This is a genomic window from Aureibaculum algae (genome assembly GCF_006065315.1).
GTDB classification, from domain to species: Bacteria; Bacteroidota; Bacteroidia; order Flavobacteriales; family Flavobacteriaceae; genus Aureibaculum; species Aureibaculum algae.
The window spans coordinates 3,740,678-3,755,155 of sequence record NZ_CP040749.1; the positions used below are offsets into that span (position 1 = coordinate 3,740,678).

A 14,478-nucleotide genomic window follows, 5' to 3' on the forward strand; every position below is an offset into this window, starting at 1 on the left:
GATATTAATATTAATTTTAGTTGAGTCTCAAGTTAAATTACTCAAGTCTCAGCTCTCGTTTTATTTCATCCCCTTCATCATTTGCATCATTTTTTTGCCACCACCACCTTGCATCATTTTCATCATTTTACTCATTTGATCAAATTGCTTCATAAGTTGATTCACTTCCTGAACAGAGGTTCCCGAACCTTTTGCAATACGTTTCTTTCTACTTGCATTGATTGCCGTTGGTGTACTTCTTTCTAAAGGTGTCATTGAATGTATAATAGCTTCAATTCCTTTAAAAGCATCATCATCGATATCTATATCTTTCATAGCCTTACCAACACCGGGAATCATACCCACCAAATCTTTCATGTTACCCATTTTCTTGATTTGCTGAATTTGTTTTAAGAAATCATCAAATCCGAATTGGTTTTTAGCTATTTTCTTCTGTATTTTTCTAGCTTCTTCTTCGTCATATTGCTCTTGAGCTCTTTCTACTAAAGAAACTACATCACCCATCCCCAAAATACGTTCTGCCATCCTATCTGGATGAAAAACATCAATGGCTTCCATTTTTTCACCTGTACCAATAAACTTTATCGGTTTATCAACAACAGATTTTATAGATAAAGCAGCACCACCTCTGGTATCACCATCTAACTTCGTTAAGATAACTCCTTCAAAATTCAAGACATCATTAAAGGCTTTTGCCGTATTTACAGCATCTTGCCCTGTCATAGAATCTACCACAAACAATGTTTCTTGTGGATTTACAGCTTTATGAATATTTGAGATCTCGGTCATCATCGTTTCATCAACAGCCAAACGACCAGCAGTATCTATAATAACAACATTCTTACTGTTGGCTTTAGCATACTTTATGGCATTTTCAGAAATCTCAACAGGATTCTGATTACCTTCTTCTGCATAAACCTCAACACCAATTTGCTCGCCAACAACCTTTAATTGATTTATTGCCGCAGGTCTGTAAACATCACAACCTACTAATAAAACTTCTTTTGATTTTTTGGTCTTTAGATAATTAGCCAATTTACCAGAAAAAGTAGTTTTACCAGAACCTTGTAAACCGGACATTAAAATTACAGTAGGAGTACCTTTTAAATTAATTCCAACCGTTTCTCCGCCCATGAGTTCTGTCAACTCATCTTTAACTATTTTAACAAGTAACTGACCTGGATTTAACGTGGTTAACACGTTTTGACCTAAGGCTTTTTCTTTTACACGAGAGGTAAATTCTTTAGCTATTTTATAATTAACATCGGCATCTAACAAAGCCCTACGGACCTCCTTTAATGTTTCTGCAACATTTATTTCTGTTATTTGTCCATGTCCTTTTAAGACATGAATAGCTTTATCTAATTTATCACTTAAATTTGAAAACATTGGCGTTCTGCATTTTTTTGTATCGTGCAAAGATAATGATTAGAAGTTAAAAATATAAACGAATGTGTGCGATTTAAAAAAACAGCATTCTTTTTTAAATTTTGTCACTATTTTTAAGGCTTTTAAACTACTTATTACCTCACATAGCCCCTTAGTTTAGTCTATTTTTCATAAAAAAGTATAATTAATTAAGATCATACTTAAAGACTAATACTTATCTTTGTTTAAAAACAAGACGTGTTCAAAATTTCTGCTACTTATACCGATTTGTACCAACTCAGGATGGCACAAGCCTATTTTAAAAATAATAAACATGAGCAAACAGCTGTGTTTGATTATTACTTTAGAAAAAACCCTTTTGAAGGAGGCTATACTATTTTTGCTGGTCTTGAAGATTTATTACAAAAACTAAAAAATTTACAATTTAGCAAGGAAGATATCTCGTTTTTAAAAACTCAGAATTTTCCTGACGATTTTTTAGATTATTTAGAAAAATTTCGCTTTCATGGAAAAATATTTTCTGTTATGGAAGGTGATGTGATTTTTCCAAACCGACCGACGCTCCGTGTAGAAGGCACTCTTATTGAAGCTCAACTCATTGAAACAATAGTTCTAAATTTACTTAATTTTCAAAGCTTAATTGCTACTAAAGCTCGTCGTATGCGATTTATTGCAGGTAATCGCTCTTTATTAGATTTTGGACTAAGGCGTGCACAAGGACCAGGTGGTTATTATGCTTCTCGTGCTGCCTTTATTGGTGGTTTTGATGGCACTAGTAATGTTATTGCTGGAGAAGATTTTAATATCCCTATTTCTGGAACCATGGCTCATTCCTTTGTGCAAAGTTATGATAATGAGCTCGAATCTTTTAGAGATTTCGCAATACAACTTCCAAAAAAATGTGTCCTTTTAGTAGACACGTATAATACTTTAAAAAGTGGTATACCTAACGCCATTATCGTAGCCAAAGAAATGGAAGCACGTGGTGAAAAATTATTTGCTATTCGTTTGGACAGTGGAGATTTAGCTTATTTTGCCAAAGAAAGCAGAAAGCTTCTAGATGCAGCCGGACTACACTATGTAAAAATAGCTGCGTCAAATCAATTAGATGAATATGTAATAAAAAGTTTGCAAGAACAAAATGCACCCATTGATATCTATGGCGTAGGTACTAACTTGGTCATTGGCAAACCAAATGGAGCTCTAGATGGTGTATATAAACTTGCTTTTTCTAATGGAAAACCAAGAATTAAAATTTCAGAAAATTTAGAAAAAATAACATTACCACACGCAAAGCAAGTTTACCGTGTAACATCTGAGGAGGGCATATGGATTGGGGCGGACGTTATTAGTTTGAAAACCGAGAATCATGTTACAACGATGCATCATCCTTTTGACCCATTTAAGCAAATGGACATTGATAGTTTAAAACAAGAACCGTTGCTAAAAGAAGTAATGGGCGAAGGAGAAATTAAAATTAAACTACGTACGCTTTCAGAAATTGCAGAATATAGTCGAGAACGTTTTGCTCAATTACCATTAGAATACAAACGTTTTTACAATCCACATCAATACAAAATTGGAATAAGTACAGCACTCAAAAAAGAGCAAGAAGCACTGATCAAATCACGTAAAATTTAACCCGTTTAAATATATGCAAGCACTACTTTTAATTGATGTTCAGCCAGATTTTATGCCTAATGGTAATTTACCTGTACCTGATGGCGATTCCATTTTACCGCTCATCAATCTAGTGCAATCGCATTTTGATTTGGTGGTAGCAACGCAAGATTGGCATCCAAAGAACCATATTAGTTTTGCTAATAACCACTCAGGTAAAAAAGAGTTTGACATTATTACCATTGATGGACTATCACAAACATTATGGCCTACACATTGTGTGCAAAATACACCAGGTGCTGCCTTGCATCCAAAACTTAATGATCAAGCTATTGAAGCTATTTTCAGAAAAGGAACTTCTGTCGAAATTGATAGTTATAGTGCTTTTTATGATAACGCCCATTTAAAATCTACTGGATTAACTGGGTATTTAAAGGATAAAGGAGTTCGTGAAATTTATTTTTGTGGATTGGCTGCAGATATATGTGTCTACTTCTCTATAATTGATGCTCTAAATGAAGGATTTAAGTGTATTGTAATCAATGAAGCCGTACAACCATTAGATAATGATGTTTATCACCAGCAACAAATTGAATTACGCAAAAAAGGAGTGCTATTTATAGGTGTTAAAGAGCTTATCAATACATAAGCTATATATTACTTTTTTTAATATAATGCATTAGCTTAAAAGAACTCTCATTGTAAAATCCACGTTTTTCAATTGTATCATACAATTGCTCAAACGGAAGAACTCACTATTTTATAAAACTTTCTAACGCTAACTGATATCCTTTTAATCCAAACCCCACTATAACTCCAGCCGCATTAGGAGAAATATAAGAATGCTGTCTAAACTCTTCACGAGCATAAACATTGGATATATGCACTTCTACCACAGGGGTTTCAATAGCTTTTACAGCATCACCAATACCCACAGAGGTATGTGTATAAGCAGCAGCATTTAAGATGACACCATGATAATCAAAACCAACTTCATGCATTTTATCAATAAGTTCACCTTCAATATTCGATTGAAAATATTCAAGTTGAATGTTAGGATATTGCTTTTTTAAACTATTAAAATATTCCTCAAAAGAGGCATTACCGTAAATAGTTGGCTCACGTTTACCTAATAAGTTTAAATTTGGTCCGTTGATAATGATTATTTTCACTCGTTTCGATTTTTTTAATTTAATATTGCAATATATAAAAAAACTATCATCTCAGCATGACTTGGCAAAACGCTTTACATGATTATCAATTATATCTTAAAATTGAACGTGGCCTATCTGCTAATTCAGTTCAAAGTTACACGAGAGATGTTGAAAAATTAATTCTTTTTTTAGAAGAAAATGAGATTAAAATTTCCCCTAAAAATATTACCGACGAAACCATTCAACAATTTATTTATCATATATCTAAAGAAGTAAATGCGAGAAGTCAATCGCGAATAATTTCGGGTCTACGCAGTTTTTTTGATTATTTAATTTTTGAAAATTATAGAAAAGACAATCCCACTGCAATTCTAGAAACACCTAAAATAGGCAGAAAATTACCAGATACTCTAGCTATTGAAGAGATTGACTTAATCATAAGTCAAATTGACCTTAGCACACCAGAAGGTGAACGTAACAGAGCTATGCTAGAGACTTTATACAGCTGTGGCTTACGAGTTACGGAATTAATTACCTTACAAATATCAGACTTATTTTTTCCTGAAGGTTTTATAAAAGTTACTGGTAAAGGAGATAAAGAGCGTTTTGTTCCTATAAATATAGAAACTCAAAAGTTTATTGCTATTTACATAAAACAAATAAGGGTTCATATTAACGTAAAAAAAGGGTTTGAAGATACTCTGTTTTTAAACAGAAGAGGAAAGCAACTCTCACGGAATATGGTATTTATGATCATTAAAGAGTTGGCTCTAAAAGCCGAACTTGGTAAAACGGTAAGTCCACATACATTTAGACATTCTTTTGCTACGCATTTGTTAGAAAATGGGGCTGACCTTCGCTCTATTCAGCAAATGTTAGGTCATGAAAGCATTACTACCACAGAAATTTACATGCATGTGGATAAGTCTTTTTTAAAGGCGGTCGTAGAAAAATATCATCCGAGGAAATAAGTTGGCAGCATACGGTGTAACTAAACGGATTAAAAGAGTAGGTTTTATATCACTTTCTCAAAACAAACGCTATTCTCAACACCTGCATACTGTCCGTAATTGGTTATTTTATTATAACCACATTTTTCATATAATGCAATAGCTTCAGGTTGTTGTAATCCGGTTTCTAATACAAGTCGTGTATAAAACAATTCCGCTGTCCATTTTTCTAATTCATTAAGCACTTTACTAGCTACTCCCTTACCTCTAGCTTCATGTAATGTAAACATGCGTTTAACTTCCATAGTACTTGATTCAAACTCTTTAACCGCACCACAGCCTATTGGAATTTCATTTTCGTATAAAACTACGACATGATTTATACTATCCAATTTATTAAATTGATTGTAAAAATCGTGATCTTCACCATCTCTTATGGCTAAATCAGCATCGAGTAATTTAACCAATTCAATAAAATCTTTGTTTGCAGAATTTGTTCTTATCAGTTTTACCACCTATGATAATTTAATGTTATAATTATTGCTTACAAAATGTAGAAAATTGAGTGTGTAAGTTTCTATAAACTTGCCCCACTTTTCCTGTTCCAATAATTTGATTATCAATCTGTACAACAGGCATCAACTCTTTACTTGAACTTGTAATAAATACTTCATCAGAAGCATATAAATCTTTAATAGTTATATCAGTTAAGATTATGGAAGGTTCTAGCATCACTATTTTTTTTCGGGTAATACCTTCTAAAATATTCTTTTGGGGAGTACTGATTTTTCCATCTTTTACACAAAAAATATTAGCTCGAGAAGTTTCTGTAATAAAATTAGTAGCGTACAACACATCTGTGGCATTTGCGGCTTGTAATTCTTCATGAAGCATTTGAGGAAAAAAATAATCGGTACTCTTTATTCTAGGAAAAGATCTTTGATGCGTTTTAGAAATTAGTTTTACTCCTTCCGTATAATCAGTTTTTGTATTCGCACCTGAAACACCAGTTAAAACAATTAAGGTAGATGCAGCTAATGAACCAAAGTTGAGTGATGTACCTGCAGTTAATGTAATTCTAATATAACCATTATCTACTTTATTTATGGCTTGTAGTTCTAAAACTTTATCGTGTAATTGAGATTTAGAATAGGGATTAGGAATTTTAGCTAAGTAAATTGAATTGATAAACCGATCTAAATGGTCTGATAAAAAACGAAAATTGCCGTTTACGATTCTAAAAAAATCGAAAACGGCATATCCTCTATTTAAACCTAAATCATAAGCACTTACTTGTGCATTACCACAATCAATTAACTTATCATTTATAAATCCTTTCACAATTATTTTGCAATATTTACAGCTCTTGTTTCTCTAATTACAGTAACACGAACCTGACCTGGATAGGTCATATCGTTTTGAATTTTTTGTGAAATATTAAATGATAATTCTGATGCTTTTATATCATCTACTTTTTCACTTTCAACAATAACACGTAATTCTCTACCCGCTTGAATAGCGTAGGCTTTTTGTACACCTACAAAACCGAATGCTACATTTTCAAGATCCTTTAAACGTTGAATATAAGAATCTAACACTTGACGTCTAGCACCAGGTCTAGCACCTGAAATAGCATCACAAACTTGAACAATTGGAGCGTATAAAGATTTCATCTCGATCTCGTCATGGTGAGCACCAATAGCATTACAAACATCAGGTTTTTCACCGTATTTCTGAGCCCATTCCATACCTAATAAAGCATGAGGTAATTCACTCTCGGTTTCTGGTACTTTACCTATATCATGTAATAAACCTGCACGTTTAGCCACTTTAGGATTTAACCCTAATTCCGCAGCCATTAATGCACATAAATTAGCAACTTCTCTCGAGTGTTGTAATAAATTTTGTCCATAAGAAGAACGGTATTTCATTCTACCTACAACTTTAATTAATTCAGGGTGTAACCCATGAATTCCTAAGTCAATTACGGTACGTTTACCAACTTCAATAATTTCTTGATTAATTTCTTTAGAAGTTTTTGCTACTATTTCCTCAATTCTAGCAGGATGAATTCTACCATCTGTCACCAATTTGTGAAGCGATAATCTCGCAATCTCTCTACGTATTGGATCGAAACATGAAAGAATAATTGCTTCTGGAGTATCATCAACAATAATTTCAACACCAGTAGCAGATTCTATAGCTCTAATATTTCTTCCTTCCCTACCAATGATTCTTCCTTTAACGTCATCAGATTCTAAGTTAAAGACAGAGACACAGTTTTCTACAGTTTGCTCTACACCTATACGTTGTATAGTACTTAAAATAATCTTTTTAGCTTCTTGTTGAGCGGTCAATTTAGCTTCTTCAAGTGTATCTTGAATGTAGCTCATTGCATCTGATTTGGCTTCATCTCTTAAAGAAGTAACTAATTCCTTCTTAGCATCTTCAGCAGAAAGTCCTGAAATTACTTCAAGATGTTCAACATGTTTTTTATGTAATTTTTCAGCCTCAGTTTGTTTCTTTTCTAAAAAATCAATTCTAAAATCGTAATCGGCAGCTTTTTCTTCTAATTTCTTATTAAGCTTACTACTTTTATCAAGTTCCTGAGCTACTTTAGATTCCTTTTCTCGTATTCTTTTTTCTGCTTCAGAAACTTTTCTATCTCTACTTAGAATCACCTTTTCGTGTTCCGATTTTAGTTCAATAAATTTTTCTTTAGCTTGTAATACTTTATCTTTTTTTAATACTTCAGCATCGCTTTTTGCTGTTTTAATAATTGATGAGGCTTGGCTTTTTGCATCTTTTAATATAGCAGATGCTTTGTTTTTTTCAAGAGCTTTCGCTATAAAAAACCCGATAATCAAACCTGCTACAATACCAATAATTATTGGTAATATCATTCCATCCATTGTTTTAGTTTTAGGTAAATTGGTGTAATAAAACACAGCTCAATAACTTGAACGGCGTCCATAAAAAAAGCCTACATCTAGTACGGTTTTTTAAACTCCTTGTAAGACAAGTTTAGGGCTAACTGGCTGATCAAGGATCCGCCAAATCCAAAATAAATTTGGCACATGCGGCATGCTTTACTAGCTTAGACTCACCCTTTTTAAAAAAATAATGTTGAGTTTAATGAACAAATAACTAAATGTAGGCAGTAATTGTTATATTTTAAAGAACGTATATTATAAATGAGCATCTAAAACTTCACTCATTTCTAGTAATTTTTTTTCTATTTCTTCACCATCCTGATCATTATAAATACTTTTTACTTCCTGTAAAGAGGCAAATTGTAATGCACACATGGCTAAAACGTCTTGCTTATCTCTTACTTCATAATTCTCTTCAAAGCGTTTTATTAAGTCGTTTATTTTTTTGACAGCTTTTCTTACACCTTCCTCTTCACCTTCACTGTTTATAGTCAAAGGATAAACTCTATCTCCAATAGTTACTTTTATCTTTAACTTATCTTCCATCGGGTTTATTCACTTAACTGCAATATACACTTATCAATTTCGCGTATTAATGTATTTATTTTCAATTTAGTTGAATGTTTATCTTCTTTGCTGCCTACCATCGCATTTGCAACTTTTAATGATTCGTATTTACTTTCAATAGCGTTTATAGATTCTTTCCCTTTTCGAACTTCTTGAATTAAGTTTTCACTTTTCTCCAACAACTGTTGGTTTTCAATCTTCAATAATTCATATTTGGTAAGCAAGTTTTCAAGCTTACTTTGCAGGGAATCAACTATTTCTAAAACATTACTCATTAAATACAGAGATTCTAAACATTATCAACAAATTTAGTGTTCTATTTAGAATTAAACAAGGTTTTTTAAAATATTATTAATTATTCAACCTAAACTACTGATTGTTAAATGATTAATTAACATCATTTATAATATTTTTTAATTCAAATTTGATTGATTATTTTTGCCCTTATCATGAGAAAAACAATTTTAGTTACCTTACTTTTCTTGGTCTTTTTCCAGGGATTTTCACAAGCCAATTACCCGAAAGATTACTTTATTAAACCATTAGAAGTGCCCCTAATTTTATCAGGTACTTTTGGTGAATTGCGTACCAATCATTTCCACGGAGGATTGGATATAAAAACACAACAACGTGAAGGATTAAATGTTGTGGCTGCGGCTGATGGTTATGTATCTCGGATAAATGTTGCACATTGGGGCTATGGTAAGGCTCTTTATGTTACACACCCAAACGGTTACACTACGGTTTATGGGCATTTAAAGAAATTTGCTCCTGAAATTGAGGCTTATGTTAAAGAACAACAATATAAAAAACAGAGATATACGTTAGAATTATTCCCTCAAGCCAATGCCTTAAAAGTGGAGAAAGGAAAACTAGTTGCATATAGTGGTAACTCAGGGAGTTCTGGTGGACCACACTTACATTTTGAAATTAGAGATGGAAAATCAAATCCCATAAATCCAATGTTTTTTGGTATCGACATTCCCGATCATCAGAACCCCTTGATTAGAGCCGGAGTGGTTTATTCTTTTGGTGATTCTACAAATGTTGACGGAACGAATGCCGTTAAAGAATTAATTATCAAAAATAAGAATGGAAACTTAGTTGCCAACCCGATAACTGCTTATGGAAAAATTGGTATTGGCATTAATGCTGTTGATAAATTAGATGGAGCCTTAAACAACAATGGTATTTTCAATTTACAAATGACCGTTAATGGTAAAAAGGTTTATGAACATGAAGTAAATACTGTCAGTTTTGCGGAAACACGTTACATAAATACCTTAGTCGATTATGAACGATATTATAAAAAAAGGCAAAAAATTCAAAGGTGCTTTGTAGAACCTTCTAACAAACTAAGTATTTACAAATCATTAATTAACAATGGTTATTTAACCATTGAGGATGGATTATCCTATAACGTTGAAATTACGGCTAAAGATTTTAAAGGTAACACAACAAAACTAATTATTCCTATCAAAGGAAAAAAGACAACTACCATTGTAAAAACGAAATCTGAAACGACGCCTCATTTTTTCAGAGCGAATGAGTTTAACAAAATTAACAAAGAAAACATAAGTGTTGCTTTTCCTAAAAACAGTTTCTATGAGGACATTTATTTCGATTTTAATTATGATAAAAATATTGTAAAATTACACAATGGAGGTGTTCCACTACATCGTAATTTCACCTTAACATTTGATATATCTGACTATCCCGCCAAGGATAAAAAGCAAGTAATTATTGCATCAATTAATAATAAAGGGAGACGGTCTTACGCCTCAACAAAAAGAAAAGACGACAAAGTTTACACATTAAGTAGAAGCTTAGGAAATTACACATTAGCTATTGATTCTGTAGCTCCAAAAATTAGTCCCGTTAACTTTAAGGATAAACAATGGCTATCGAAATACCGTTATTTAAAATTAAAAATTACTGATAATCTTTCTGGAATAAAATCATATAGAGGAGAGATTGATGGCAAGTGGGTATTGTTTGAATATGAGCCTAAAAAAAACGTATTGACTTACGATTTTAATGATGGTAAAATTGAAGGCGTAAAACACAAGTTAAAACTAACGGTTGTTGATAATGTAAACAATACTAATGTGTATATTGCATCGTTTAATACCAAGTAGGATAGCTACATGTCATCGTCGTAATTTATAAATTCGGCATAGTAAACCGATTGGAGTATTAAACCATATTTCACTAAAGACAATCATTGTTGAAAGCATCAATTTCTTTTTTAGTCGTATTTTTCTTTTTTACCAGTATTGCTTTTGCACAAACAGCAACTATAAAAGGTACTGTGAAAAATGAAGAAGGCAAACCTATTGAAGATGTTTCTGTTATCTATAACCAAAAGGGAACTACTACCGATAGTAATGGAACGTATACACTTTCTCTTCCTGCAAACACAGAGGTTACCGTTATCTTTAGTCATATTGCATACACCACTCTCAATAAAAAAGTGAAAATTCCCAAAAACAGAAATTTGTTTTTTTCACCTAAACTTAAAATTAAAATTGAAGAAATAGAGACGGTTGTTGTTAAGGATAAAAAAGATGATGCTCAAGGCATTGATAAAGTACCTATTGAAACGATAAAAAAATTACCGAGTGCTAATGCGGGAATAGAAGGTACTTTAAAAAATATTGGACTAGGTGTAAGTGGTAATAATGAATTGAGCACACAGTACAATGTAAGAGGTGGTAATTATGATGAGAATTTAGTTTATGTTAATGGTATTGAAGTATACAGACCCTTCTTAGTCCGTTCTGGTCAGCAAGAAGGTTTAAGTTTTGTAAACCCTAATTTAACACAAAATGTCAAATTTTCTGCAGGTGGATTTCAAGCAAAATATGGCGATAAATTATCTTCCGTTTTAGATATTACCTATAAGAAACCTAAATCTTTTGGCATTGGATTAGAAGCAAGTCTTTTGGGAGGAAGTTTGACAGCAGAAGGAATCTCTAAAGACCAAAAACTCACTGCCATATTGGGAGCTAGATATAGAAATAATAGTCTTTTTGTAAATAAAAAAGATATTGAAACCAACTTTAAACCCAATTTCACAGATGTTCAGACCTACATTACATATCAATTTAATAATAAGTTTAGTTTAGATTTTTTAGGTAATTTCTCTCTTAATAATTACAAATACACACCTGTTAGTAGAGAAACGAAATTTGGTACAATTAGTGATCCCAAAGCCCTTATTGTAAATTACAGAGGTAAAGAAACTGATCAATACTTAACGCTTTTTGGTGCTTTAAAAGGCACTTATTTAGTAAATGATAATCTTAAATTAGAATTAACATCATCTGCTTATAATACGCAAGAAGAAGAACATTACGATATTTTAGCTTTTTATGGTATTGGCAATGTAAATGCCGATTTTGGTAGTGATAGCTTTGGAGATGTAGAATTTTCGCAAGCCATTGGTTCGCAATTAGACCATGCTCGTAATGATTTAGATGCTTTAATAACAAACATTCAAGTAAAAGCAACGCTAAAAAAAGACAAACACCTTTTTGAATTTGGAGCGAAATACCAATTAGAAGACATAAAAGACCGTATTGTTGAATGGGAAGTGATTGACTCTGCTGGGTTCTCCTTAAGACCTCCTAACTTGCTGCCAAATAATGATGAACCTTATAATTCTTATACAGGACCAATTGTACCATTTACCAGCGTAAGAGCTACAAACAATGTTCAAATCAACAGAATTTCAGGATTTGGACAATGGAGTAAATCAACATATATAAATGACACTCAACTGTGGTTTAACTTAGGTGTTAGAGCTCAAAACTGGAAAGTTAAAGCTGAAGGCATTGAAGAAAAAGGACATACAGTGATAAGTCCTCGAGCACAATTTGCAATAAAACCAGATTGGAAAAAAGACATGCTTTTCAGAGTTTCCGGTGGTTATTATTACCAACCTCCATTCTATAGAGAATTAAGAGATTCTTCTGGTATGGTGCACCCAGAAGTAAAAGCCCAAAGATCTATTCATTTTGTATTGGGGAATGACTACAGTTTTAAGTTATGGAATAGACCTTTTAAATTGGTTACTGAAGCCTATTATAAATCTTTAACTGATGTAAATCCTTTCACGGTTGACAACGTACAAATACGTTATAGAGCCGAAAATAATGCTAAAGCTTATGCTGTAGGATTTGATGCTCGAATCAATGGAGAATTTGTAGAAGGTACAGAATCTTACTTTAGTTTTGGGTATCTAAAAACGGAAGAAAATATCGATAACCAAGGTTATATTGCCAGACCTACTGATCAACGTTTAAAATTTGCAGTGTTGTTTCAAGATTATGTACCAAATTATCCTAATTTAAAAATGTATTTGAATATGGTGTATAATACGGGTGTACCTGGTGGCTCTCCCTCATATGCAGACCCTTATGTTTTTCAAAGCAGATTGAAAGATTATTTCAGATCAGACATTGGCATGTCTTATGTTTTTAAAGATGCAGAAAATACCACCAACATCAAATGGCTAGAAAATTTTAAAGAATTCTCTTTGGGTATTGAACTCTTTAATATGTTTGATGTTCAAAATTCTATTACCAATACTTGGGTAAGAGATATTTCTTCATCACGCTCTATCGGAATTCCTAATTACTTATCGGGAAGGGTACTCAACGTAAAGCTAAAAATCGGTTTGTAGAAAAAGCCCATCCCTAGTCCTTCCCAAGGGAAGGGAACTTGAAACGAGTAATTTTAAATCTATTTAATAACAAAATTATAATTTATATTTGGGAAAACATATTAGGTAATGAAGCAAGTAGGATATAAAACACTGAGTGGTAGTTATTTATTAGGTAAAGTTAATCTTAAACGAGACCTACTTTATTTTGATGAAATTTATATAGATCAAAAGGATATTGATGAAGCAATAAGAATCCTAAATTCTCCTAGGAGAATTTACAATACGAAAATAATTACCGATCCTGCTTTAACAGATAACCCCCAAATAAGAAAAGAAATAGATTTTAGACTGTCTAATTTAGAATTTTTAAACCAAAAAGGGCTTATAAAAATAATAAATTCAGATGATGTTTTACGTAAGTTAATCATAAGTGATAATTTTGATAAAAAAACGATCGAGAATATAAGTAATGCAATATTAATGCAAACATTTTCAACTTCGATGAGAGAAACTTTAATGGAGAAATTACCTGCAAATATTGATACCGAAGGTTCTCTCAAAAATATAATTCTATCTGATATATTGTCTATTTTAAATATAGCTGCACCAACACCTATTTTAAAAAATTTTAATACTTCAATAAATAATAACTTCACAAAAGATTATCCTTTGCTAGAATTTGTTTTGAATAAATTCCCCATTATAAATGACAATATAAGCTTCGAACAGCTTATCGATTATAGAAACGACTCTAACTCACAAAGAAAATTTCTTGCATTAAGGAATTGGATGATTGATATCTCTAAAGGTCATTATACATTTAAAGAAATTGAAGAAAAATATCAATACCTCTACGCAGATTACGAGGCTCATTTAAAATGGCATAAAATAAGGACTAGAAAGGGAAACTTAAAAATTATCACCATTACAACAGCCGAAATTGCGGGAGATTTGGTTTCTTTTAAATGGGGAAAAGTAGCGGAAACATTTTTTAATATAATCGATAATAATTCTAAACTACCCGAATTGGAGTTAAATGCACCAGGTAAAGAAATAGGTTATGTTTATGACATTAATCAAAAATTTAAAAATAAAAACTCATAAATATTTTATCTTTAGTGTACTTGTTTTTAAACCTTAAATCTTAAAGTCTTATCTTAAACCTTTCACTATCTTTATAGTCTAAGAATAAAAAG

At 32.0% G+C, this 14,478-nt stretch carries 13 protein-coding genes and 1 other RNA gene; 6 read left to right on the forward strand and 8 right to left on the reverse strand.

From position 1 onward, the window contains the following. Nucleotides 1–60: 60 nt before the first annotated feature. Nucleotides 61–1,389, reverse strand: coding sequence for a signal recognition particle protein (ffh, locus tag FF125_RS15730; RefSeq protein WP_138950681.1), 1,329 nt, complete (start codon nucleotides 1,387–1,389; stop codon nucleotides 61–63). A gap of 237 nt (nucleotides 1,390–1,626) precedes the next feature. On the opposite strand from ffh, the gene FF125_RS15735 reads away from it, so the two are divergent. Both FF125_RS15735 and pncA read left to right on the forward strand, forming a co-directional pair. Beyond that, nucleotides 1,627–3,030: a nicotinate phosphoribosyltransferase gene (locus FF125_RS15735; RefSeq protein WP_138950682.1), complete on the forward strand. Its 1,404-nt coding sequence runs from the start codon at nucleotides 1,627–1,629 to the stop codon at nucleotides 3,028–3,030. A gap of 13 nt (nucleotides 3,031–3,043) precedes the next feature. Further along, on the forward strand, nucleotides 3,044–3,658 hold the full coding sequence (pncA, locus tag FF125_RS15740) for a bifunctional nicotinamidase/pyrazinamidase (RefSeq protein WP_138950684.1): 615 nt from the start codon (nucleotides 3,044–3,046) through the stop codon (nucleotides 3,656–3,658). Nucleotides 3,659–3,764: 106 nt separating this feature from the next. On the opposite strand, the gene aroQ is transcribed toward pncA, so the two are convergent. Continuing rightward, complete coding sequence (aroQ, locus tag FF125_RS15745) at nucleotides 3,765–4,181, reverse strand: type II 3-dehydroquinate dehydratase (RefSeq protein ID WP_138950685.1); 417 nt, start codon at nucleotides 4,179–4,181, stop codon at nucleotides 3,765–3,767. Nucleotides 4,182–4,237: 56 nt separating this feature from the next. Between aroQ and xerD the strand changes: the two genes are divergently transcribed. Further along, nucleotides 4,238–5,134 (forward strand): site-specific tyrosine recombinase XerD, encoded by an 897-nt coding sequence (gene xerD / locus FF125_RS15750; protein WP_138950687.1) that lies wholly within the window; start codon nucleotides 4,238–4,240, stop codon nucleotides 5,132–5,134. Between the two features lie 44 nt (nucleotides 5,135–5,178). Here the strand turns inward: xerD and FF125_RS15755 are convergent, their stop codons facing one another. The 6 genes from FF125_RS15755 to FF125_RS15780 all read right to left on the reverse strand — a co-directional run bounded on the left by FF125_RS15755 (nucleotide 5,179) and on the right by FF125_RS15780 (nucleotide 8,888). After that, the gene (locus FF125_RS15755) at nucleotides 5,179–5,628 is read right to left on the reverse strand and encodes a GNAT family N-acetyltransferase (RefSeq protein WP_138950689.1); all 450 of its coding nucleotides are present in this window, start codon (nucleotides 5,626–5,628) and stop codon (nucleotides 5,179–5,181) included. A 22-nt stretch (nucleotides 5,629–5,650) separates the two neighbouring features. Continuing rightward, complete coding sequence (locus FF125_RS15760) at nucleotides 5,651–6,454, reverse strand: aminotransferase class IV (RefSeq protein WP_175418942.1); 804 nt, start codon at nucleotides 6,452–6,454, stop codon at nucleotides 5,651–5,653. A gap of 2 nt (nucleotides 6,455–6,456) precedes the next feature. Continuing rightward, the gene (gene rny / locus FF125_RS15765) at nucleotides 6,457–8,025 is read right to left on the reverse strand and encodes a ribonuclease Y (protein WP_138950692.1); all 1,569 of its coding nucleotides are present in this window, start codon (nucleotides 8,023–8,025) and stop codon (nucleotides 6,457–6,459) included. Between the two features lie 92 nt (nucleotides 8,026–8,117). Further along, a non-coding RNA gene (gene ssrS / locus FF125_RS15770) (6S RNA) lies at nucleotides 8,118–8,245 on the reverse strand. A gap of 56 nt (nucleotides 8,246–8,301) precedes the next feature. Next, nucleotides 8,302–8,592, reverse strand: a complete 291-nt coding sequence (locus FF125_RS15775; protein WP_117884986.1) for a cell division protein ZapA — start codon at nucleotides 8,590–8,592, stop codon at nucleotides 8,302–8,304. A gap of 5 nt (nucleotides 8,593–8,597) precedes the next feature. Beyond that, nucleotides 8,598–8,888 (reverse strand): hypothetical protein, encoded by a 291-nt coding sequence (locus tag FF125_RS15780; protein WP_138950693.1) that lies wholly within the window; start codon nucleotides 8,886–8,888, stop codon nucleotides 8,598–8,600. A gap of 174 nt (nucleotides 8,889–9,062) precedes the next feature. On the opposite strand from FF125_RS15780, the gene FF125_RS15785 reads away from it, so the two are divergent. From FF125_RS15785 to FF125_RS15795, 3 genes are all read left to right on the forward strand, one after another. After that, nucleotides 9,063–10,751 carry a M23 family metallopeptidase gene (locus FF125_RS15785; protein ID WP_138950695.1) on the forward strand — a complete coding sequence of 563 codons (1,689 nt, stop codon included), beginning with the start codon at nucleotides 9,063–9,065 and terminating at the stop codon, nucleotides 10,749–10,751. An 89-nt stretch (nucleotides 10,752–10,840) separates the two neighbouring features. Then, nucleotides 10,841–13,300, forward strand: coding sequence for a TonB-dependent receptor (locus tag FF125_RS15790; protein WP_250629602.1), 2,460 nt, complete (start codon nucleotides 10,841–10,843; stop codon nucleotides 13,298–13,300). Nucleotides 13,301–13,408: 108 nt separating this feature from the next. Continuing rightward, nucleotides 13,409–14,386 (forward strand): hypothetical protein, encoded by a 978-nt coding sequence (locus tag FF125_RS15795; RefSeq protein WP_138950697.1) that lies wholly within the window; start codon nucleotides 13,409–13,411, stop codon nucleotides 14,384–14,386. The last annotated feature ends 92 nt before the right edge of the window (nucleotides 14,387–14,478 follow it).